The 21868-nt window shown below is 61.4% G+C and carries 17 protein-coding genes; 11 read left to right on the top strand and 6 right to left on the bottom strand.

Going from position 1 to position 21868, the window contains the following annotated elements:
• The first annotated feature begins 85 nt into the window (after positions 1 to 85).
• A complete protein-coding gene (gcvP, locus tag OIU19_RS22260; RefSeq protein ID WP_264236818.1) occupies positions 86 to 2959 on the top strand; it encodes an aminomethyl-transferring glycine dehydrogenase in 2874 nt (957 codons plus the stop codon).
• 118 nt (positions 2960 to 3077) lie between these two features.
• Here gcvP and OIU19_RS22255 read toward each other — a convergent pair whose 3' ends face one another.
• From OIU19_RS22255 to OIU19_RS22245, 3 genes are all read right to left on the bottom strand, one after another.
• The gene (locus OIU19_RS22255) at positions 3078 to 3392 is read right to left on the bottom strand and encodes a DUF2388 domain-containing protein (RefSeq protein ID WP_264236817.1); all 315 of its coding nucleotides are present in this window, start codon (positions 3390 to 3392) and stop codon (positions 3078 to 3080) included.
• A 92-nt stretch (positions 3393 to 3484) separates the two neighbouring features.
• Positions 3485 to 5164, bottom strand: coding sequence for a GspE/PulE family protein (locus OIU19_RS22250; protein ID WP_264236816.1), 1680 nt, complete (start codon positions 5162 to 5164; stop codon positions 3485 to 3487).
• 190 nt (positions 5165 to 5354) lie between these two features.
• Entirely contained in the window at positions 5355 to 5681 is a 327-nt protein-coding gene (locus OIU19_RS22245) for a hypothetical protein (protein WP_264236815.1), read from the bottom strand.
• A 126-nt stretch (positions 5682 to 5807) separates the two neighbouring features.
• Here OIU19_RS22245 and OIU19_RS22240 point away from each other — a divergent pair, with 126 nt between their 5' ends.
• The gene (locus OIU19_RS22240) at positions 5808 to 6278 is read left to right on the top strand and encodes an Lrp/AsnC family transcriptional regulator (protein ID WP_186555852.1); all 471 of its coding nucleotides are present in this window, start codon (positions 5808 to 5810) and stop codon (positions 6276 to 6278) included.
• Here the strand turns inward: OIU19_RS22240 and OIU19_RS22235 are convergent.
• The gene (locus tag OIU19_RS22235; RefSeq protein ID WP_264236814.1) at positions 6267 to 7664 is read right to left on the bottom strand and encodes an inorganic triphosphatase; all 1398 of its coding nucleotides are present in this window, start codon (positions 7662 to 7664) and stop codon (positions 6267 to 6269) included. The two genes, OIU19_RS22240 and OIU19_RS22235, sit on opposite strands and share 12 nt — an antisense overlap.
• 176 nt (positions 7665 to 7840) lie before the next feature.
• Here OIU19_RS22235 and argE point away from each other — a divergent pair, with 176 nt between their 5' ends.
• The gene (gene argE / locus OIU19_RS22230; RefSeq protein ID WP_264236813.1) at positions 7841 to 8983 is read left to right on the top strand and encodes an acetylornithine deacetylase; all 1143 of its coding nucleotides are present in this window, start codon (positions 7841 to 7843) and stop codon (positions 8981 to 8983) included.
• A 126-nt stretch (positions 8984 to 9109) separates the two neighbouring features.
• Positions 9110 to 10408: an amino-acid N-acetyltransferase gene (gene argA / locus OIU19_RS22225; RefSeq protein WP_264236812.1), complete on the top strand. Its 1299-nt coding sequence runs from the start codon at positions 9110 to 9112 to the stop codon at positions 10406 to 10408.
• 121 nt (positions 10409 to 10529) lie between these two features.
• On the opposite strand, the gene OIU19_RS22220 is transcribed toward argA, so the two are convergent.
• The gene (locus OIU19_RS22220; RefSeq protein WP_186555856.1) at positions 10530 to 11906 is read right to left on the bottom strand and encodes a glutamine synthetase family protein; all 1377 of its coding nucleotides are present in this window, start codon (positions 11904 to 11906) and stop codon (positions 10530 to 10532) included.
• 667 nt (positions 11907 to 12573) lie between these two features.
• Between OIU19_RS22220 and OIU19_RS22215 the strand changes: the two genes are divergently transcribed.
• The 7 genes from OIU19_RS22215 to OIU19_RS22185 all read left to right on the top strand — a co-directional run bounded on the left by OIU19_RS22215 (position 12574) and on the right by OIU19_RS22185 (position 20884).
• Positions 12574 to 13932: a glutamine synthetase family protein gene (locus OIU19_RS22215; RefSeq protein WP_186555857.1), complete on the top strand. Its 1359-nt coding sequence runs from the start codon at positions 12574 to 12576 to the stop codon at positions 13930 to 13932.
• A 48-nt stretch (positions 13933 to 13980) separates the two neighbouring features.
• Positions 13981 to 15342: an aspartate aminotransferase family protein gene (locus OIU19_RS22210; protein WP_264236811.1), complete on the top strand. Its 1362-nt coding sequence runs from the start codon at positions 13981 to 13983 to the stop codon at positions 15340 to 15342.
• A 169-nt stretch (positions 15343 to 15511) separates the two neighbouring features.
• Entirely contained in the window at positions 15512 to 16609 is a 1098-nt protein-coding gene (locus OIU19_RS22205; protein ID WP_264236810.1) for a polyamine ABC transporter substrate-binding protein, read from the top strand.
• Positions 16610 to 16782: 173 nt separating this feature from the next.
• A complete protein-coding gene (locus OIU19_RS22200; protein ID WP_186555860.1) occupies positions 16783 to 17877 on the top strand; it encodes a polyamine ABC transporter substrate-binding protein in 1095 nt (364 codons plus the stop codon).
• Positions 17878 to 17934: 57 nt separating this feature from the next.
• Positions 17935 to 19077 carry a polyamine ABC transporter ATP-binding protein gene (potA, locus tag OIU19_RS22195; RefSeq protein ID WP_186555861.1) on the top strand — a complete coding sequence of 381 codons (1143 nt, stop codon included), beginning with the start codon at positions 17935 to 17937 and terminating at the stop codon, positions 19075 to 19077.
• Positions 19074 to 19994: an ABC transporter permease subunit gene (locus OIU19_RS22190; RefSeq protein ID WP_264236808.1), complete on the top strand. Its 921-nt coding sequence runs from the start codon at positions 19074 to 19076 to the stop codon at positions 19992 to 19994. Before potA ends, OIU19_RS22190 begins: the two co-directional genes overlap by 4 nt.
• Positions 19991 to 20884 carry an ABC transporter permease subunit gene (locus OIU19_RS22185; RefSeq protein ID WP_186555863.1) on the top strand — a complete coding sequence of 298 codons (894 nt, stop codon included), beginning with the start codon at positions 19991 to 19993 and terminating at the stop codon, positions 20882 to 20884. Before OIU19_RS22190 ends, OIU19_RS22185 begins: the two co-directional genes overlap by 4 nt.
• Positions 20885 to 21116: 232 nt before the next feature.
• Here OIU19_RS22185 and OIU19_RS22180 read toward each other — a convergent pair whose 3' ends face one another.
• On the bottom strand, positions 21117 to 21572 hold the full coding sequence (locus OIU19_RS22180) for a transposase (RefSeq protein ID WP_264236807.1): 456 nt from the start codon (positions 21570 to 21572) through the stop codon (positions 21117 to 21119).
• Positions 21573 to 21868: the final 296 nt, after the last annotated feature.

Genomic DNA, 21868 nt, shown 5'->3' with positions numbered 1-21868 from the left:
ATGGCAGGGCAGGCCTGGTCGCACGACAAGCCGCAGCGGCCAACCGCCGCTCCTGCATGGGTTTCTGGTCGAGGAAGAGGTCGCCATGTCCCAGTCGCCATCCCTGAGTCAACTGCAAGAGCTCAACCCGTTTCTGCGTCGTCACCTGGGGCCTGATGCCTCGGAGCAGAAAGCCATGCTCGACGCCTTGGGCGTCGCCAGCCGCAGCGAACTGATCGAGCAGACCGTTCCCCCCGGCATCCGCCTGAACCGCCCCCTCGATTTGCCCGCAGCCCTCGATGAGCAGGCCGCCCTGGCCAAGCTCGCTGCACACGCCGCCCAGAACCAACTGTGGACCAGCCTGATCGGCATGGGCTATCACGGCACCCTCACGCCGACCGTGATCCTGCGCAACGTACTGGAAAATCCAGGTTGGTACACCGCCTATACGCCCTATCAGCCAGAGATCGCCCAGGGGCGCCTGGAGGCCTTGCTGAATTTCCAGCAGATGGTCATCGACCTCACCGGCCTCGCCCTGGCCAATGCCTCGCTGCTCGATGAAGCCACCGCCGCGGCCGAAGCCATGGCCTTGGCCAAACGCGTGGCGAAGAGCAAAAGCAATGCGTTCTTCGCCGACCAGCACTGTCACCCGCAGACCCTGTCGGTGCTCAAGACCCGCGCCGAAGGCTTTGGCTTCGAGCTGATCGTCGACGCTGTGGATAACTTGGCCAAGCATCAGGTGTTTGGTGCGCTCTTGCAGTACCCCGATACCCACGGCGAAGTGCGCGACCTGCGCCCGCTGATCGAGCAATTGCATAAGCAGCAGGCGCTGGCCTGCGTTGCCGCCGACATCCTTAGCCTGGTCGTGCTCGCGCCGCCCGGCGAACTGGGCGCAGACGTGGTGCTCGGTTCGACCCAGCGCTTTGGCGTACCGATGGGCTACGGCGGCCCGCATGCCGCCTATTTTGCCTGCCGCGACGAGTTCAAGCGGGCCATGCCCGGGCGCATCATCGGCGTCTCCCGCGATGCTCGGGGCAACACCGCGCTGCGTATGGCCCTGCAAACCCGTGAACAGCATATTCGCCGCGAGAAGGCCAATTCCAACATCTGCACAGCACAAGTGCTGCTGGCCAATATCGCCGGCTTCTACGCGGTCTATCACGGCCCCGAAGGTTTGCTGCGCATCGCCCAACGCGTGCACCGGCTGACCTTCATTCTTGCCGCAGGCCTGGAAGCCAAAGGCATCAAAAGGCTCAATCAGCACTTCTTCGACACCCTCACGCTTGAGGTTGGCGGCACCCAGGCAGCGGTCATCGAAAGCGCTGAAGCGGCGCAGATCAACCTGCGTATTCTCGGCCGGGGGCACTTGGGCGTGAGCCTGGATGAGACCTGCGACGAGGCAACAGTGCTGCGCCTGTTCGATGTGTTCCTCGGTGTTGACCATGGCCTGGATATCGCCACGCTGGATCGGCAAGCCCACCCCGAGGGCATCCCAGGCGCCCTGGTGCGGCGCACTCCGTTCCTCGCCCACCCGGTATTCAACCTGCATCACAGCGAAACCGAGATGCTGCGCTACCTCAAGCAGCTGGAGAACAAAGACCTGGCGCTCAACCAGTCAATGATCCCGCTTGGCTCCTGCACCATGAAGCTCAACGCCACCAGTGAAATGATCCCGATCACCTGGCCAGAATTTGCCAACCTGCACCCGTTCGCCCCCGCGGCCCAGGCCGTGGGCTACAAGGCGATGATCGATGAGCTGGAAAGCTGGTTGTGCGCCATTACCGGCTTCGATGCGATCTGCATGCAGCCCAACTCAGGCGCCCAGGGCGAATATGCCGGGCTGATGGCGATCACTCGCTATCACCGCAGCCGCAAGCAGCCACTGCGCACGCTCTGCCTGATCCCGTCTTCGGCGCATGGCACCAATCCGGCTTCGGCGCAGATGGCTGGCATGGAGGTGGTGATCGTTGACTGTGATGAGCAGGGCAACATCGACCTTGCCGATCTCAAGGCCAAGGCACAGGCGGCCGGCGAACGGCTTTCCTGCCTGATGATCACCTACCCCTCGACCCATGGCGTGTATGAGGAGGGCATTCGCGAGATCTGCGAGGTCATCCATCAACATGGCGGCCAGGTGTACATGGACGGCGCCAATCTCAATGCCCAGGTCGGCCTGGCGCGGCCAGCGGATATCGGCGCCGACGTCTCGCACATGAACCTGCACAAGACCTTCTGCATCCCCCACGGCGGTGGTGGCCCAGGCATGGGCCCGATAGGGGTGCGCGCCCATCTCACGCCGTTCGTCGCCAGCCACCCGGTAGTCCCGGTGCCTGGCCTGGACCCTAACAACAGCGCAGTCAGTGCCGCGCCCTGGGGCAGTGCGAGCATCTTGCCGATCAGCTGGATGTACATCGCCATGATGGGGCCACAACTGGCCGATGCCAGCGAGGTGGCGATCCTGTCCGCCAACTACCTGGCCAGCCAGCTCAGTGGCGCCTTCCCGGTGCTCTACCGTGGGCGCAATCAGCGCGTGGCGCACGAATGCATTCTCGATCTGCGACCACTCAAGGCGCAGACCGGCATCAGCGAAGAGGATGTCGCCAAGCGCCTGATGGACTATGGCTTTCATGCGCCGACCATGTCGTTCCCGGTGCCAGGGACGTTGATGGTCGAGCCGACCGAAAGTGAGTCAAAGGCTGAGCTGGATCGCTTTATCGAGGCGATGCTGGCGATTCGTGCGGAGATTGCCCAAGTGCAGGAAGGAAACTGGCCGGCGGAGGACAACCCGCTCAAGCATGCGCCGCATACCTTGGCCGATGTGTTGGGTGGTTGGAATCGGCCGTATAGCCTGGAGCAAGGTATTGCGCCGAGTGCGCATGTGCGCCAGCACAAGTATTGGCCAGCGGTGAATAGGGTCGACAACGTATATGGCGACCGAAACCTGTTCTGTGCCTGTGTACCGGTTGAGGCTTATCGCTGAAGGTATAGCGAGAACGACTTCTTTGCGGGTGAGCCCCCCACTGGTTCTGTGCGCCGCTGTACCTGTGGGAGCGGGCTTGCCCGCGAACGAGGGCAGAGCCCTCGCCCTATCCCGAGCGTTACTCAGCTAGCGCATTCTTGGCCAAAATCGCATTGGCCAGCTCCATGTCGCTAGCTTCCACCCCAGGGTTATCCGCCCGCACCTGGCGAATCGCCGCCTCCAGGAACGGCCCCCGAATCGCCCCTTCACTGGCCACGAAGCTACCGGCATCATCCTGTGCGGCGACCACCAGCTTGTGATCCTTGAAGGTCAGGTAGGTCGACGCAGTGGTAGCGCCGGAAGAAATGACGTTACGCCAGAACGTGTCGGCCATGACGCCGCTAACGGGCAGGCAGAACAGAGCAGCAGCGGCAATGGCTGTTTTGAGACGCATGGAGAATAACCTCGAATGATGAGGGCTGAAAAATGCCCGCTGTTGGAGCGGCTTTCAGTCATCCAAGTTCCCTTTTTCAAAGGGATTTTTCATCAGCTACAGACCCTCAGCACCTCGCTCATGCTGGTCAATCCACGGGCGATTTTGTCTTCACCGCTGCGCCGCAGATCGTGCAGCCCTTCGCGCACGGCCTGCTGACGCAAGCTGGCCAGGTCAGTGTCCGGGCCGATACTGGCGCGCAGGCCAGCGCCCGGCACCAGCAACTCGAACAGCCCGGTGCGACCGTGATAACCGGTGCCGCGGCACAGCCGGCACGGCGTGCTGTGCAGGCCTGCCGCACCTTGGCAGTCGATGCACAAGGTGCGCACCAGGCGTTGAGCCATGACCCCGATCAAGGTCGCCTTGATCAGGTAATCGGCCACGCCCAGCTCCTGCAAACGAGTGATCGCGCCGCAGGCGTCGTTGGTGTGCAGGGTCGACAGCACCAAATGACCGGTAAGTGCAGCCTGGACTGCGACCTGAGCGGTTTCGCGGTCACGGATTTCACCGATCATGATGATGTCTGGGTCTTGGCGCAGCAGCGCGCGCACGCCGTTGGCGAAGCCTAGGTCCAGGCCGGGCTGGACTTGCAGCTGGTTGAAGGCCGGTTCCAGCCGCTCGATGGGGTCTTCGATGGTGCACAGGTTGACCTGAGGCGTGGCCAGGCGTTTGAGGCTGGCATAGAGGGTACTGGTCTTGCCCGAGCCGGTCGGCCCGGTCAGCAGGATGATGCCCTGGCGCTGGCTGAGCAGACCTTCCCACTGGCGCAGCAACTCGCCATCCAAGCCTAGGTGATCGAAGTTCTCGTGCAATTGCTCTGGGTCGAACAGGCGCAGCACCAACTTTTCACCGAACGGCGTAGGCAGCGTGGACAGACGCAGCTCGACCTCGGCGCCTCCTGGCAGGCGGCTCTTCAAGCGGCCATCTTGCGGGCGGCGCTTTTCGGCCACGTCCATCCGTCCCAGGTGCTTGATCCGGCTAACCAGGGCCAATGTCACGCTGGCGGGAAAGGCGTAAACAGTATGCAGCAGACCATCGATCCGGTAACGCAGCCGGCCCTGCTCGCGGCGCGGCTCAAGGTGGATATCGCTGGCGCGCTGTTCGATGGCGTACTGCAGCAGCCAATCGACGATGTGCACGATATGGGCGTCATCCGCGCTGGCTTCAGCCTGGCGCCTGCCTAGTTCGAGCAGCTGCTCCAGCTCGCCTAGCCCGTGGTCTTGTTGCAAGCCTGCGCCTTGTACCGAGTGCGCCAGGCGGAACAGGGTTTGACCGAGTTGACGAATTTGCAGCGGGCTGGCCAGCACGCGCTGGATGGTCTTGCCCAGACTGCGCGCAAGATCGGCCTCCCATTCGCGTTGATAGGGTTGGGCGCTGGCGACAGTGACGCTGTGATCGTCCACCGCTACCGCGAGAATGCCGTGGCGGTTGGCGAAGGCGCGCGACATCACTGCGCTGATGCGCGACAGGTCCAGCTGCAACGGGTCGATGCGCAGGAAGGGTTGCTCGACCTTATCGGCAAGCCATTGGCAGAGGGTGTCCAGGTCTAGGCGCTGGCCGGGGTGCTGGCGGTCTTCCAGGGCCAGTCGGGCGATGGTTTCCAGGGGATGGTCGGCAGCTGGGGCGGGGTGTTCGAGTACCTGAAGGGCGTCATTGGGTTGCAGGCGCTGCTCGGCCAGCAGGGCGTCGAGCAGGCGGTTCAGGTCGAGGTCGTGGTTGGTGGCGGTGTGCATGCTGGCGGCGTCCTTGCCGAGGAGAGGAGTCCTGGAAAGGCTAGTCTGGCGGTGGTTGCACAGTGTTGGTGAACAGTTGCCGGATTTTACCGGGGCAGTGCCGGCCCTATCGCGGGGCAAGCCCGCTCCCACGATGATCGGCAGGCCGCCAGTGGCTAGCTGTTCAGCAGGCAGTCGCTCCTGGAGCAGATCAGCAGGCTGCCAGCTCGTGAAGCTGCGGTTGGTTGACCAGCTCCACATCCGCCACACACACCAGGTTACGCAGCTTTTGCGCGATCACCTCGGCGCGGTGCCAGCTCAAGCCACCAATGCCGATTTCGATATCCAGCCAATCCCCCTGCTGGCTCATCTGCACGCTGGTCGGTGTAAGAAACTGCAAGGCAAATAGGTTCAGCACCCGGCACAGGCTGTCTGGCTCCGCCTCCGCCTGCAGCTGATAGCGCACACTGCTGTGCGCGGCGCTGGCGGCCCAGGCGTCGGTGCGGGGAAGGGTGTCGGGCCGTTCGAGTGCGTTCATTGCTGTTCTCCACCAGGATGGGAGAATTCTGCCACGCTTGCAGCGGTATTTTTTCGCTATGATTCGATCAATTTGCCAAGTTGGCAGATTGAATGATTCGTGACTTGGCAATATGGAGAATTATCAATGCAAGCCGAGCTGGATGCATACGACCGGCGCATTCTTGAGCTGCTTCAAGAAGATGCGTCGCTGTCCAGCGCGCAGATCGCCGAGCGGGTCGGCCTCTCGCAGTCGCCGTGTTGGCGGCGGATTCAGCGATTGAAAGAGGAGGGGGTCATTCGTGGCCAGGTCACGTTGCTCGACCGCAAGAAGGTCGGCCTGAACACGCAGATCTTCGCCGAAGTGAAGCTAAACGCTCACGGGCGCTCGAACTTCGCCGGCTTCACCGAAGCGATCCGCGAATTTCCAGAGGTGTTGGAGTGCTACGTGCTGATGGGCTCGGTGGACTTTTTACTGCGCATCGTCACCCCGGACATTGAAGCTTACGAACGATTTTTCTTCGAGAAGCTGTCGAATGTTCCGGGGATCCAGGAGGTCAATTCGATCGTGGCCTTGTCCGAGATCAAGTCCACGACCAGCTTGCCATTAACGCGTTGAAGGTGACTTGAGCAGGTGCTTCCAGGCGCGGTTCTGTTCGATCGCGCGGGCTTGCTCGATGCGCGCGTCCTGCAGCGCCAGAGACTGCTCCTCGTCCTCGGACAGCGGCTGCTCAGCCAGCTGGTGCAGCTTGTTCAGCTCGCCGTAGAGGCGGTCCAGCTGAGGCACGTCCAGCACTTGCCGGGCGTGGTGCAGCCAGGCTTGCAGGGTCTCGATGCGCGGTAGCTGCTCGGCCAGGTCTTCCGGACGCTGGACATACAGTGGCAGCTTCAGGGCGCGGGCTTCTTCGCCGAGCAAGTGTTGCAGCCAGCTCGACAGCTGCGCCTTGCCCTGGCGTTCACCACGGCCTTTACGTTCGACGGTCCAGGCTCGGGCAGTGAGCCAGCGCGAGGTTTGCAGGGAGAACTGGCCCCAGCGCGGGTCTTCCAGTTCTTCGGCGAACTGCTCAGGGGCGGCGCGACGAATGTCTTCATCATCGTTGCCGGCCATTACCAGCGGGCGCCAGTCTTCCAGCAGTGCATCGAGGCTGGCGCGCAGCTCGCGGGTGGTTGGCCGCGGCGCCGCCTGGCCCAGGCTACCGACCAGGGCGCGCAGCTCTGCCAGGCAGCGTACCCAGTCCTTGAGCAGGCTCCAATGGCCGTTGTGGCGATACTGCTCGGCCAAACGCTGGCTGCTGCCCAACAGTTGCCAGGCGAGCGCGGCAAAGGCGTCGTCCACCGCCATTTCGGCATCCAGCTCGGCGCCCGGCAGGCCCAGCTCGTAGCTGTCTGGCTCAAGCAGGCGGTAGCCGCGCTCGGCCTTGCTGATGTCGCAGGGCATCAGGGCCAGGGTGGCGGACAGTTCGGCGGCCAGTTCCAACAGCGCTTCAGGTGCGCCTTCACGCAGCTCCAGCTCCAGCTCGCAGATTTCTTCCTTGCGCTTGCCGGCGATGACGAAGCCCTGATCCAGTGCGGCCTCGATGACGACCTTGGCCTTGCCACGGCCCCAGGAGATCTCGGCGAACTCGCGGGTGAAGTCGGTGGTGAACAGTGGCTTGATGGTTTTTTTGTCGAGCTCGGCCAGTTGCTCGGGCCAGCAGCTGGCGTCGAGTTTCTTCAGGTCGAGCTTGGCTTTGTCCAGTTGCCACTCGTACTCGTTGCGCTCGGACAGCCCAGCGACGCTCTGGCCGCGGCACTTGAGGGTCTGGATGACGACATCGCCATCACGGCGCAGGCGCAGCGCGACACGGGCGGCGGACAGTTCACGCGCGGGGGTGTCGAAGTACTGGTTGAGCAGTTCGCGGGTCTGCCAGCCGGACTTGTTGCGCTTCTTCAGCAAAGGGTGCTCGCGCAGGGCGGCGAGGGTCTCGCGGCTGGCGCGGAGTTTGAGTTCGGTTTCTTTGTGCATCGCTGGCTCGAAGGAGGGGGCATCGTGGTGTGCAGTCTACAGCAGTACACCCACAAGGGTTCATTTGAGGTGGTGGATGGTTCAAGCATATCTGGGCGCGCAGCGGCCCCGACAGTGCTTGCTCGGCCAGCGGCATGCAGGGTTATGATGAGCCCACGCTTTTGAGGAGTACGTGCATGCCGTTGCCGTCGCTGAAAGACCAGTTCGCCGCCCTGATCGCTGCGCCTTCGGTCAGTTGTACCCAGCCTGCGCTGGATCAGTCCAACCGTCAGGTCATCGAGCTGTTGGCCGGCTGGCTGGGCGATCTGGGCTTCAAGTGCGATATCCAGCAGGTCACACCCGGCAAATTCAACCTGCTGGCCAGCCGTGGCACGGGTCCTGGTGGCCTGGTCTTGGCTGGTCACAGCGACACTGTGCCGTACGATGCCCAGCTGTGGAAAACCGACCCGCTGAAGCTGACCGAGGTCGGTGATCGCTGGGTCGGCCTGGGCAGCTGCGACATGAAGGGTTTCTTTGCCCTGGTCATCGAGGCGGTGCTGCCGCTGCTGGAGCATGACTTCAAACAGCCGCTGCTGATCCTCGCGACCTGTGACGAAGAAAGCTCCATGTCCGGTGCGCGCGCCCTGGCCGAAGCAGGCCAGCCGCTGGGCCGCGCTGCAGTGATTGGCGAGCCCACCGGGCTCAAGCCGATCCGCATGCACAAGGGCATCCTCATGGAGCGCATCGAGATTCTCGGCCGCAGTGGCCATTCGTCGGATCCAAGCCTGGGCCGCAGTGCCATGGAAGCCATGCACGCGGTGATGGACGAGATGATCGCCCTGCGCCAGCAATGGCAGCAGACCTACCGTAATCCGCAGTTCAGCGTGCCGACACCGACCCTGAATTTCGGCTGTATCCATGGCGGCGACAACCCCAACCGCATTTGTGGCCAGTGCGCGCTGGAGTTCGACCTGCGCCCGCTGCCGGGCATGGACCCAGAGCAACTGCGCGCGGCCATCCGCGAGAAACTGGTGCCGCTAGCCGAGCAGCTCGATGTGCGTATCGACTACAAACCGCTGTTCCCGGAGGTGCCGCCGTTCGAGCAAGCGGCCGACGCCGAACTGGTGCAAGTGGCCGAGCGCCTGACCGGCCATCGCGCCGAAGCGGTGGCCTTTGGCACCGAAGCGCCGTACCTGCAGCAGCTGGGTTGCCAGACCATTGTGCTGGGCCCTGGCGACATTGCCTGTGCCCATCAGCCGGGCGAGTACCTTGAAATGTCACGCATCGAGCCTACCGTGCGTCTATTGCGTGATCTGATCAGGCACTATTGCCTGAGCTAAACGTCCATTGACCTGATTCGTTCCTGCCTAGAGGAGAGTACGCGTGACCGCAAGCCTGTTCCGACGATGACTTTCGAACGTTGTGCGCCTTGACCGTTCTCCGTCCACTTATCCACAGGCTCTGTCATGCCCGAATACGTCAACTGGCTACGCCATGCGTCCCCGTACATCAATGCCCATCGCGACTGCACCTTCGTGGTCATGCTTCCTGGCGATGGCGTCGAACACCCGAATTTCGGCAACATCGTCCACGACCTGGTACTGCTGCACAGCCTTGGCGTGCGCCTGGTGCTGGTCCATGGCTCGCGTCCGCAGATCGAGAGTCGCCTGGCGGCCCGCGGCCTGACCCCGCACTATCACCGCGGCATGCGTATCACCGATGCTGCCACGCTGGACTGCGTGATCGATGCGGTCGGCGCCCTGCGGGTGGCCATCGAGGCGCGTCTGTCGATGGACATGGCCGCTTCGCCGATGCAGGGCTCGCGCCTACGGGTTGCCTCCGGCAACCTGGTCACCGCCCGCCCAATCGGCGTGCTGGAAGGGGTGGATTATCACCATACCGGTGAAGTCCGGCGGATCGACCGCAAAGGCATCAGCCGGCTGCTCGATGAGCGCTCCATCGTGCTGCTGTCGCCATTGGGCTATTCACCGACCGGCGAGATTTTCAACCTGGCCTGCGAAGACGTCGCTACCCGCGCTGCGATCGAGCTGGGCGCCGACAAGCTGCTGCTGTTTGGCGCCGAGCCGGGCTTGCTCGATGAGAACGGCCGGCTGGTGCGTGAGTTGCGGCCACAGCAGGTCGCGCCGCATCTGGTCCGCCTCGGTACTGATTATCAGGGTGAATTGCTCGATGCCGCCGCCGAGGCCTGCAAAGGCGGCGTGGCGCGCAGTCATATCGTCAGTTATGCCGATGACGGTGCGCTGCTCACCGAGCTGTTTACCCGCGACGGTGGCGGCACGCTGGTAGCCCAGGAGCAGTTCGAGATTGTCCGTGAGGCGACTATCGAGGATGTCGGCGGTTTGTTGGAGCTGATCAGCCCGCTGGAAGAACAGGGCATTCTGGTGCGCCGCTCGCGTGAAGTGCTCGAGCGTGAGATCGAGCAGTTCAGCGTGGTCGAGCGCGACGGCATGATCATCGCGTGTGCGGCGCTGTATCCAATTGCTGATTCCGAAGCGGGGGAGCTGGCGTGTCTGGCGGTGAACCCGGAGTACCGTCATGGCGGGCGCGGCGATGATCTGCTGGAGCGGATCGAGGCGCGGGCGCGGGCGGTGGGGTTGAAAACCCTGTTCGTGCTGACTACGCGCACGGCGCACTGGTTCCGCGAGCGCGGCTTTGAGCCAAGCGGCGTCGAGCGGCTGCCGGCGGCGCGGGCGTCGCTGTACAACTTCCAGCGTAATTCGAAGATTTTCGAGAAGTCGATCTAAGCGGGGGGGGCAGTGCTAGGCATTGTCTCAGCGCTGCCTGTATTGGGGCTGCTTCGCAGCCCCAGACACACGACACAAAGCGCACCATGAAAAACGCCGTCTGAGAAGACGGCGTTTTCATTTACACGGTATGCAGATACCAGTTGTACTCGAGGTCAGAGATCGAGTGCTCGAACTCCTCCAGCTCGCTCTCCTTGCACGCGACAAAGATGTCGATGTACTTCGGATCGATGTACTTGTTGAGGATCTCGCTGTCGTCCAACTCGCGCAGGGCATCGCGCAGGTTGTTCGGCAGGCTTTGCTCGAGTTGCTCGTACGAGTTGCCTTCGATTGGCGCGCCTGGCTCGATCTTGTTGGTCAGACCATGGTGCACGCCTGCCAGCACGGCCGCCATCATCAGGTACGGGTTGGCATCGGCACCGGCTACACGGTGCTCAAGGCGCACGGCGTCCGGCGAGCCGGTGGGTACGCGCAGGGCCACGGTACGGTTGTCCAGGCCCCAGCTCGGCGCGTTGGGCACGTAGAACTGAGCGCCGAAACGGCGGTACGAGTTGACGTTCGGGCAGAGGAACGCCATCGACGCGGGCAGGGTCTCGAGCACACCGCCGACAGCGTGACGTAGCGCGGCGTTCTGCTCGGGATCCTCGCTGGTGAAGATGTTGTTGCCATCTTTGTCCAGCACGGAAATGTGTACATGCAGGCCGTTGCCTGCCTGGCCCGGGTAGGGCTTGGCCATGAAGGTGGTGTCCATTTCATGGTCGTAGGCGATGTTCTTGATCAAGCGCTTGAGCAGCACCGCGTAGTCACAGGCCTTGAGCGGGTCGGCAACGTGGTGCAGGTTGACTTCGAACTGCGCCGGGGCGCTTTCCTTGACGATGGCGTCGGCCGGAATCCCCTGCTCTTTGGCACCTTCGAGGATGTCCTGCAGGCAGTCGGCGTATTCGTCGAGGTCGTCGATCAGGTAAACCTGGGTCGACTGTGGGCGTTTGCCGGAAATCGGCGAGCGCGGCGGTTGTGGGCGACCGTTCACGTTCTCCTGGTCGATCAGGTAGAACTCCAGCTCGAAAGCGGCGCAGATGGTCAGGCCGAGTTCATCGAACTTGCTCACGACCTGACGCAGCACTTCACGTGGATCGGCGAAGAACGGCTCGCCTTCGATCTCGTGCATGGTCATCAGCAACTGCGCGGTCGGGCGTTTTTGCCAGGGCTCGTTGGACAGCGTGTCAGGGATCGGATAGCAGATGCGGTCCGCATCGCCGATGTCCAGACCCAGGCCCGTGCTTTCAACGGTAGAGCCGTTGATGTCGAGGGCGAAGAGGGAGGCCGGCAGGTTAATGCCTTTCTCGTAAACCTTGTGGAGGCTGGTGCGCTCAATGCGCTTGCCGCGCACCACACCATTCATATCTGCAATCAGAAGGTCAACGTAGAGAACCTCAGGATGTTCCTTAAGGAACGCGTTCGCTTCGTTAAGCTGAACGGCACGCGGGGGTACCGACATGATGCAACACCTTTGTTGTTAAAAATATCAATCAAGGGGGGCTTGCAACCTCAGTCAATCGGAAAGAACTACTGAAGTCAAGCCAACCCCATGATGCCCTGAAATGGCACATCGACGGCCGATTTGCTGCATATCGGGGCGTGCCATTATCCGCTATTTTGCCTCGGAAGGGTTATCTCACGCGGGCCGTGTTTTATTTTTTACGGAGATGTTGTGTAAAAAAATGAACAAGGCTAAGCTCGGCCTCAACCCAAAACACAATAATACGAGGGTCACATGGTCCGCTTGCCGCGACCTGCACGTGCTGCCTGCGCAGCGCATACAGGTACCCGTTCCGCTCGCCGCAAGGTCTTCGCGCACAGCGCCGTAGACGTCGATGCCCTGGCCGCAATAATTGACGGTCGGCACGGTCCATTCACCTTAAGTAGCAGTTTACTGCACGCCTTTCGTTTTTCCTGCCCTTCGAATGCTTCATGGACACACGCCTTGCGCGGGTATCCAGTGACGTCCTGCGCGCGCCGCTTTGCTTTGCCACGGCAGTGCATCCAGAATCAATGCGTGGGTCTGCTGCGGCCATTGCAGCCGAGCAGCGTCCACCTTGATCGACGCCAGGCGTCAGTAGCGCCCGACATACTCCAGCCGGGCCACCTTACCTCCTGAGGTATTTATGAGTAACAACCTCGACCAGCTCACCGATTGGTTGAAAGAGCACAAGATCACCGAAGTGGAATGCCTGATCAGCGACCTGACCGGCATCACCCGCGGCAAGATCTCGCCGACCAACAAGTTCATCGCCGAAAAAGGCATGCGCCTGCCCGAGAGCGTATTGCTGCAGACCGTGACCGGCGACTATGTCGACGATGACATCTATTACGAGCTGCTGGATCCTGCCGATATCGACATGATCTGCCGCCCCGACGAGAACGCGGTGTTTCTCGTGCCGTGGGCCATCGAACCGACCGCCCAGGTTATCCACGACACCTACGACAAGAAGGGCAATCCGGTCGAGCTGTCGCCGCGCAACGTATTGAAGAAAGTGCTCAAGCTCTACGCTGACAAGGGCTGGCAGCCGATTGTCGCGCCAGAGATGGAGTTCTACCTGACCAAGCGCAGCGAAGACCCGGACTTCCCGCTGCAACCGCCAGTCGGCCGTTCGGGCCGCCCGGAAACCGGCCGCCAGTCGTTCTCGATCGAGGCTGCCAACGAATTCGATCCGCTGTTCGAAGACGTCTACGACTGGTGCGAACTGCAGCAGCTGGACCTCGACACGTTGATCCACGAAGACGGCACGGCGCAGATGGAGATCAACTTCCGTCACGGCAACGCCCTGCACCTGGCTGACCAGATCCTGGTGTTCAAGCGCACCATGCGCGAGGCCGCGCTCAAGCACAACGTCGCCGCCACCTTCATGGCCAAGCCCATGACCGGCGAGCCCGGCAGCGCCATGCACCTGCACCAGAGCGTGGTCGATGCGCACACCGGCAAGAACATCTTCTCCAATGAAGATGGCAGCATGAGTGAACTGTTCCTCAACCACATTGGCGGCCTGCAGAAGTTCATCCCCTACGTGCTGCCGCTGTTTGCCCCCAACGTCAACTCGTTCCGCCGCTTCCTGCCCGACACTTCGGCGCCGGTCAACGTCGAGTGGGGCGAAGAGAACCGCACTGTGGGCCTGCGCGTGCCCGATGCCGGTCCGCAGAATCGCCGGGTGGAAAACCGCCTGCCGGGCGCCGACGCCAACCCCTACCTGGCGATTGCCGCCAGCCTGCTGTGCGGCTACATCGGCATGGTCGAAGGCATCAACCCGAGTGCGCCGGTCCAGGGTCGGGGTTACGAGCGGCGCAACCTGCGCCTGCCGCTGACCCTCGAAGATGCCCTTGAGCGAATGGAGAACTGCCAGGACCTGGAGAAATACCTGGGCAAGAAATTCATTACCGGCTACGTCGCGACCAAACGCGCCGAGCATGAAAACTTCAAACGGGTAATCAGCTCCTGGGAACGTGAGTTCCTGCTGTTTGCCGTCTGATCAACCCTGGGGCCGCAGGAGCGCGGCTGTCGCAAAACGGAGAAGCACATGAGCGTCAACAACCCGCAAACCCGTGATTGGCAAACCCTGAGCAGTGAGCACCACCTGGCGCCTTTCAGCGACTACAAACAGCTGAAAGAGAAAGGTCCGCGCATCATCACCAAGGCCCAGGGCGTGCATTTGTGGGACAGCGAGGGGCACAAGATCCTCGACGGCATGGCTGGGCTGTGGTGCGTGGCGGTCGGTTATGGCCGTGATGAGCTGGTGCAAGCGGCCGAGAAGCAGATGCGCGAGCTGCCGTACTACAACCTGTTCTTCCAGACCGCCCACCCGCCCGCGCTGGAGCTGGCCAAGGCGATCACCGACGTGGCCCCCAAGGGCATGACCCATGTGTTCTTCACTGGCTCCGGCTCCGAAGGCAATGACACCGTGCTGCGCATGGTCCGCCATTACTGGGCACTCAAGGGCAAGCCGCACAAGCAGACCATCATCGGCCGCATCAACGGCTACCACGGCTCCACCGTTGCTGGCGCAAGCCTCGGTGGCATGAGCGGCATGCATGAGCAGGGCGGCTTGCCGATCCCGGGGATCGTGCATATCCCGCAGCCGTACTGGTTCGGTGAAGGCGGCGAGATGAGCCCGGACGATTTCGGCGTGTGGGCTGCCGAGCAGTTGGAGAAAAAGATTCTCGAGGTCGGCGAAGACAACGTCGCCGCCTTCATTGCCGAGCCGATCCAGGGCGCTGGCGGGGTGATCATTCCGCCACAAACCTACTGGCCGAAGGTGAAAGAGATCCTCGCCAAGTACGACATCCTGTTCGTCGCTGACGAAGTGATCTGCGGCTTCGGCCGTACCGGCGAATGGTTCGGCTCCGATTACTACGACCTCAAGCCCGACCTGATGACCATCGCCAAGGGCCTGACCTCCGGTTACATCCCCATGGGCGGTGTGATCGTGCGTGACACTGTGGCCAAGGTGCTCAGCGAAGGCGGCGATTTCAACCACGGCTTCACCTATTCCGGCCACCCGGTGGCGGCGGCGGTAGGCCTGGAAAACCTGCGCATTCTGCGTGACGAGAACATTGTCGCGAAAGCCAAGACAGAAGCGGCACCGTATTTGCAGAAACGTCTGCGTGAGCTACAGGACCACCCACTGGTGGGCGAAGTGCGCGGCCTGGGCCTGCTCGGCGCGATCGAGCTGGTCAAGGACAAGGCGACTCGCAGCCGTTACGAGGGCAAGGGCGTGGGCATGATCTGCCGAAACTTCTGCTTCGAGAACGGCCTGGTGATGCGCGCGGTAGGCGACACCATGATCATTGCGCCGCCGCTGGTGATCAGCCATGCCGAGATCGACGAGCTGGTGGAAAAGGCACGTAAATGCCTGGACTTGACCCTCCAAGCGGTGAAATGACCACCTGCTACGCTAGCGTTGTGACATTAAGCGGTTACAAGGCCTTGCTTTCCTTGAAACAGCGCCTTGTAACTTGCCAGACTAGCGACTGTTTCAGTCGCCCAACGCGTGTACTGCGGGACCTGGCAGCTGAACGGATGGCTAATTAAAAAAATCTGGAGCATGACGCATGAAGAAAATGGGCAAGACGTTGCTGGCCGCAGCCCTGATGGGTGCCATGGCCACTGCTGTTCAGGCTGAAGATAAGGTGTTGAACGTCTACAACTGGTCGGACTACATCGCGCCGGACACCATCGCCAAGTTCGAGAAACAGTCTGGTATCAAGGTCAAGTACGACGTCTTCGACAGCAACGAGACCCTCGAAGCCAAGCTGCTGGCGGGCAAGTCGGGCTACGACGTGGTCGTGCCGTCCAACAACTTCCTGGCCAAGCAGATCAAGGCTGGCGTCTACGAAGAACTGGACCGTTCCAAGCTGCCGAACTGGAAGAACCTCGACCAAGACCTGCTCAAGGCCGTCGGTGACGCCAGCGACCCGGGCAACAAATACGCCTTCCCCTACATGTGGGGCTCGATCGGCATTGGCTACAACCCAGAGAAGGTCAAGGCCGCGCTGGGCGTGGACAAGATCGACTCGTGGGACGCCGTGTTCAAGCCAGAGAACATCGCCAAGCTCAAGAGCTGCGGCGTGAGCTTCCTGGATGCGCCGACCGAAATGCTCCCGGCTGCGCTGCACTACCTGGGCAAGCCGAGCAACAGCACGACCAAGGAAGACCTGAAGGCTGCTGAAGACCTGTTCCTGAGCATCCGTCCTTCGATCACCTACTTCCACTCGTCCAAGTACATCGGTGACCTGGCCAACGGCAACATCTGCGTAGCGGTCGGCTACTCCGGTGACCTGGAGCAGTCCAAGGCCCGTGCCCACGAGGCCGGTGACAAGGTCAAGCTGGACTACATCATTCCTAAAGAAGGTGCCGGCACCTTCTATGACATGGTCGCCATTCCCAAGGATGCCGAGCATAAGGAAGCCGCCTACAAGTTCATGGACTTCCTGTTGCAGCCTGAAGTCATGGCCGAGATCACCAATGCCGTGCGCTTCCCGAACGGCAACAAGGCCGCGACCCAGTTCGTCGACAAAGACATCACCAACGACCCAAGCATCTATCCACCAGCCGACGTGAAAAAGCAGCTGTACGCCATTGCCGCTCCAGAAGCTGCAGCCCAGCGCCTGATCACCCGGAGCTGGACCAAGATCAAGTCGGGCAAGTAAGCCTGTGCTCAAGCCCTCTGCGCCGGGGTTCTCCGGCTCAGGGTGGCTGTAAGGCAAATAAGTTTGCGGCATCGAGGCTGCAACGGTAAGTTGCGCGCCGGTTTCGCGTGTACGGCGCGGCTTACTACTACGGCACACCGTCACTGAATGCACTGATTGTGAGGAGCATCCACTTGTCTATTTCTGTATTTCGCAAAGCCTTGATGGCTGGAGCGGGCCTGACGCTGGCATGCAGCGTCCAAGCGGCGCCAACGGTGCATTTCTATAACTGGTCGGACTATATCGGGCCGACCACCCTCGCCGATTTCGAGAAAGAAACCGGGATCAAGCCGGTGCAAGACGTCTTCGATTCCAACGAGACCCTGGAAGGCAAGCTGCTGGCCGGTCGCACCGGTTATGACGTAGTGGTGCCGTCCAACCATTTCCTCGGCAAGCAGATCAAGGCGGGCGCGTTCCAGAAGCTCGACAAGAATCTGCTGCCCAATTATTCCAACCTGGATCCTGCGCTGATGAAGCGTCTGGAAAAGAACGATCCGGGCAACCAGTACGCCGTGCCTTATCTGTGGGGCACCAATGGCATCGGCTACAACGTCGACAAGGTCAAGGCGGTGCTGGGCGTAGACACCATCGATTCGTGGGCGGTGCTGTTCGAGCCCGAGAACATGAAAAAGCTCTCCACCTGCGGCGTGGCCTTCCTCGACTCGGCGGACGAAATGCTGCCGGCGGTGCTCAACTACATGGGCTTGGACCCGAACAGCACCAATGCCAAGGACTATGAAAAGGCCGAGCAGAAGCTGCTGGCCGTGCGTCCCTACGTGACCTACTTCCATTCCTCGAAGTACATCACCGATCTGGCCAATGGCGACATCTGCGTCGCCGCCGGTTTCTCCGGCGATATCTTCCAGGCCAAGGCCCGTGCTGAAGAAGCCAAGAAGGGCGTCAACCTGGCCTACGCGATTCCCAAGGAAGGCGGCAACCTCTGGTTCGATGTCCTGGCGATTCCTAAGGACGCCAAGAACCTCAAAGAGGCGCACGCCTTCATCAACTATTTGCTGAAACCTGAGGTTATCGCCCAGGTCAGTGATTACGTCGGTTACGCCAACCCGAACCCCAAGGCTGGCGACCTGATGGACCAGGCCGTGAGGACTGACGCCGCGGTTTACCCACCGCAGGAAGTGCTGGACAAGATGTTCGTCAACAGTGAGTTGCCGCCGAAGGTGCAACGTTTGATGACCCGCAGCTGGACCAAGGTCAAGTCGGGCAAATAATCATCCAGACCCGCCACGCCAAGGGCGGGCTTAAAAATCTTGTTGGGAGTTTCACTCATGGCAGTTGCCTCCGGTGCCTATAAGAAAGCCCTCGAGGGTGGCCAGCAACCCAAGCAGGTGCTGGTCAAGATCGACCGGGTCACGAAGAAATTCGACGAAACAATTGCCGTGGACGATGTGTCCCTGGAAATCCGCAAAGGCGAGATCTTCGCTCTGCTCGGTGGCTCCGGCTCCGGTAAGTCGACCTTGCTGCGGATGCTGGCCGGCTTCGAGCGTCCGACTGAAGGTCGGATCTTCCTCGATGGTGTCGACATCACCGACATGCCGCCCTACGAGCGGCCGATCAACATGATGTTCCAGTCCTACGCGCTGTTCCCGCACATGACCGTGGCGCAGAACATCGCCTTCGGCCTGCAACAGGACAAGATGCCCAAGGCCGAGATCGAAGCCCGTGTGGCCGAGATGCTCAAGCTGGTCCACATGACCCAGTACGCCAAGCGCAAGCCGCACCAGCTTTCCGGTGGCCAGCGTCAGCGGGTAGCCCTGGCTCGCTCGCTGGCCAAGCGTCCCAAGCTGCTGCTGCTCGACGAGCCGATGGGTGCGCTGGACAAGAAGCTGCGCTCGCAGATGCAGCTGGAGCTGGTCGAGATCATCGAGCGCGTGGGGGTAACCTGCGTGATGGTGACCCACGACCAGGAAGAGGCCATGACCATGGCCCAGCGCATCGCCATCATGCACCTGGGGTGGATCGCCCAGATCGGCTCGCCGATCGACATCTACGAGACCCCGACCAGCCGCCTGGTCTGCGAGTTCATCGGCAACGTCAACCTGTTCGAAGGTGAAGTGGTCGACGACGCCGAAGGCCACGCGGTGATCGCCAGCCCTGAGCTTGAGCGCAAGATCTACGTCGGCCACGGCGTGACCACCTCGGTCGAGGACAAACACATCCTCTACGCACTGCGTCCGGAGAAGATGCTGGTCACCACCCAACAGCCGACCTGCGAGCACAACTGGTCGCGCGGCAAGGTTCACGACATCGCCTACCTGGGTGGTCACTCGGTGTTCTACGTCGAGCTGCCGAGCGGCAAGGTCGTACAGTCGTTCGTGGCTAACGCCGAGCGCCAGGGCACCCGACCAACCTGGGGCGATGAAGTGTACGTGTGGTGGGAAGATGACAGCGGCGTGGTACTGCGCTCATGAAAATTCGCAAGCTCAAGCGAGCCTTCCAGCGCCTGGTCCCGGAGGGACGGCACCTGGTGATCGGCGTGCCGTTCATCTGGCTGTTCCTGTTCTTCATGCTGCCGTTCTTCATCGTCCTGAAGATCAGCTTCGCCGAAGCCGACGTGGCGATCCCGCCGTACACCGAGATCTACAGCTACGTCGAAGACAAGATCCAGCTGGTCCTCAACCTGGCCAACTATGGCCTGTTGACCGAGGATGAGCTGTACATCTCGGCCTACCTGGGCTCGTTGAAGATGGCCTTCTTCAGCACCCTGTTGTGCCTGTTGATCGGCTACCCGATGGCCTATGCCATTGCCAACGCGCGCAAAGAAAGCCAGACCGTGCTGTTGCTGCTGATCATGATGCCGACCTGGACCGCGATCTTGATCCGCGTATATGCCTGGATGGGCATTCTCAGCAACAACGGGCTGCTCAACAGCTTCCTGTTGTGGATCGGCTTGATCGACCAGCCGCTGCAGATCCTCAACACCAACCTGGCGGTGTACATCGGCGTGGTCTATTCGTACCTGCCGTTCATGATCCTGCCGCTCTACGCCAACCTGGTCAAACACGACCAGAGCCTGTTGGAAGCCGCCTCTGACCTGGGTTCGAGCACCTTCAACAGCTTCTGGAAGATCACCGTGCCGCTGTCGAAAAACGGCATCATTGCCGGCTGCATGCTGGTGTTCATCCCGGTGGTGGGCGAGTTCGTCATTCCTGAGCTGCTTGGCGGCCCGGAAACCCTGATGATCGGTAAAGTGCTGTGGCAGGAATTCTTCAACAACCGTGACTGGCCGGTAGCGTCGGCGCTGGCGGTAGTGATGCTGGCGATCCTGATCGTGCCCATCCTGCTGTTCAACCGCAGCCAGGCCAAAGAGATGGAGGGCAGGGCATGAAGCGCTTCAGTTTCTCCAAGCTGATGCTGGTGCTCGGCTTGCTGTTCATCTACCTGCCGATGCTGATTCTGGTGATCTACTCGTTCAACGCCTCCAAGCTGGTAACGGTGTGGGGCGGCTGGTCGATCAAGTGGTACGTCGGCCTGCTCGACAACTCGCAGCTGATGGGCTCGGTGATGCGCTCGCTGGAGATCGCCTGCTACACGGCGATCGCCGCTGTGGCGCTGGGCACCCTGGCGGCCTTCGTGCTGACCCGCGTGACCCGCTTCAAGGGCCGCACGCTGTTCGGTGGTTTGGTGACCGCACCGCTGGTCATGCCTGAGGTGATCACCGGTCTGTCGCTGTTGCTGCTGTTCGTGGCCATGGCGCAGATGATCGGCTGGCCGCAGGAGCGCGGCATCGTCACCATCTGGATTGCCCACACTACGTTCTGTGCGGCGTATGTGGCGGTGGTGGTGTCGGCGCGCTTGCGCGAGCTGGACCTGTCGATCGAAGAAGCGGCAATGGACCTGGGTGCCAAGCCGTGGAAGGTGTTCTTCCTGATCACCATCCCGATGATCGCGCCATCGCTGGCGGCGGGCGGCATGATGTCGTTCGCCCTGTCGCTGGACGACCTGGTGTTGGCCAGCTTCGTCTCGGGGCCAGGTTCGACCACCTTGCCGATGGAAGTGTTCTCGGCGGTGCGTCTGGGCGTCAAGCCTGAGATCAACGCCGTGGCCAGCTTGATTCTGCTGTCGGTGTCGCTGGTGACCTTCATGGTCTGGTACTTCAGCCGCCGCGCTGAAGAACATCGTCGCAAGGCGATCCAGCAGGCTATCGAGGAAGGCGCTGCGGCGAACTTCTCGCAGCCACAGGTCAAGCGCCCGTCTCCGGCTGCCGCGTCGGCTTGACCCACGCGCTTAGGGCCGCACTGCGGCCCTAAGCGGCGGTTCGGCGTTCTCTGCTCCGGCGCAACGTCAAAAGTGATGATGCTCATCAGTTGTGCTGGACCTTGCTCCAGCCTGATACCACTCATTTTTCATCAGTTGTGCTGGACCTTGCTCCAGCCTGATACCACTCAATTTCATCAGTGATATTGGACCCTGTGGGAGCGGGCTTGCCCGCGAAGGCCGCACCGCCACTTCACAGCCAAGCACTGTCCCAATGCGGATAATCACCAATGTGCTCCACCAGCTCGGCACGCACAGGATTATGTGCAATGTATTCGGCCACGGCGCGCACGCTTTCCTCCTTGCGCAGCGCACGGTCCTGATACCCAGGCTGCCATATCGGCTGGCACTCAATACCCGTCTTGCGCAAGGCCATAGCTGAGCGTGACTTGAACCTGCGCATCAGTGTGCCCAGCGTCACTGCCTTCAATTCGAACAGCCAGTGCACATGGTCCGGCATAACTACCCAGGCTAGAGACTGACAAGCATGCTCAAGATCGGCCTGGCGCATCTGCTGGACCACCAGCCGAGCTCTGTGAAAATCACGAAAAAGCGGATTGCGCTGGGAGGTGACGGTGGTCAACAGATAGCGTCTGCCTGGCTCGGAAAAGCGACCACGGCGAAGTAGATAGGACTCGGCGAGGGACATTTGGATCTTCCTTGAAAGTGAATACCTCCTGGAAAGTAGCGGCTCACATGCAGGTCGCGAGTGCTTGATGGTTTCTGGATGTGGCAAGGGTTGGCGGTGCTTGTGCTGGCCTCTTCGCGGGCAAGCCCGCTCCCACAGGTATTGTGGGGTTATCGAGATAGCGGGGTGTCTGCTGGCTTGATGGTTTCTGGATGTGGCAAGGGTTGGCGGTGCTTGTGCTGGCCTCTTCGCGGGCAAGCCCGCTCCCACAGGTATTGTGGGGTTATCGAGATAGCGGGGTGTCTGCTGGCTTGATG

This window comes from Pseudomonas sp. BT-42-2 (assembly GCF_025847435.2).
Lineage (GTDB): Bacteria > Pseudomonadota > Gammaproteobacteria > Pseudomonadales > Pseudomonadaceae > Aquipseudomonas > Aquipseudomonas urmiensis.
Note: the sequence above shows the minus strand (reverse complement) of the source record. Positions and strands in the feature narration are given on the sequence as shown.

Coding starts and splice junctions, on each gene's coding strand:
- gcvP (WP_264236818.1), top strand. CDS start 86: ATGTCCCAGTCGCCATCCCTGAGTCAACTGCAAGAGCTCAACCCGTTT.
- OIU19_RS22255 (WP_264236817.1), bottom strand. CDS start 3,392: ATGCGTCTCAAAACAGCCATTGCCGCTGCTGCTCTGTTCTGCCTGCCC.
- OIU19_RS22250 (WP_264236816.1), bottom strand. CDS start 5,164: ATGCACACCGCCACCAACCACGACCTCGACCTGAACCGCCTGCTCGAC.
- OIU19_RS22245 (WP_264236815.1), bottom strand. CDS start 5,681: ATGAACGCACTCGAACGGCCCGACACCCTTCCCCGCACCGACGCCTGG.
- OIU19_RS22240 (WP_186555852.1), top strand. CDS start 5,808: ATGCAAGCCGAGCTGGATGCATACGACCGGCGCATTCTTGAGCTGCTT.
- OIU19_RS22235 (WP_264236814.1), bottom strand. CDS start 7,664: ATGCACAAAGAAACCGAACTCAAACTCCGCGCCAGCCGCGAGACCCTC.
- argE (WP_264236813.1), top strand. CDS start 7,841: ATGCCGTTGCCGTCGCTGAAAGACCAGTTCGCCGCCCTGATCGCTGCG.
- argA (WP_264236812.1), top strand. CDS start 9,110: ATGCCCGAATACGTCAACTGGCTACGCCATGCGTCCCCGTACATCAAT.
- OIU19_RS22220 (WP_186555856.1), bottom strand. CDS start 11,906: ATGTCGGTACCCCCGCGTGCCGTTCAGCTTAACGAAGCGAACGCGTTC.
- OIU19_RS22215 (WP_186555857.1), top strand. CDS start 12,574: ATGAGTAACAACCTCGACCAGCTCACCGATTGGTTGAAAGAGCACAAG.
- OIU19_RS22210 (WP_264236811.1), top strand. CDS start 13,981: ATGAGCGTCAACAACCCGCAAACCCGTGATTGGCAAACCCTGAGCAGT.
- OIU19_RS22205 (WP_264236810.1), top strand. CDS start 15,512: ATGAAGAAAATGGGCAAGACGTTGCTGGCCGCAGCCCTGATGGGTGCC.
- potA (WP_186555861.1), top strand. CDS start 17,935: ATGGCAGTTGCCTCCGGTGCCTATAAGAAAGCCCTCGAGGGTGGCCAG.
- OIU19_RS22190 (WP_264236808.1), top strand. CDS start 19,074: ATGAAAATTCGCAAGCTCAAGCGAGCCTTCCAGCGCCTGGTCCCGGAG.
- OIU19_RS22185 (WP_186555863.1), top strand. CDS start 19,991: ATGAAGCGCTTCAGTTTCTCCAAGCTGATGCTGGTGCTCGGCTTGCTG.
- OIU19_RS22180 (WP_264236807.1), bottom strand. CDS start 21,572: ATGTCCCTCGCCGAGTCCTATCTACTTCGCCGTGGTCGCTTTTCCGAG.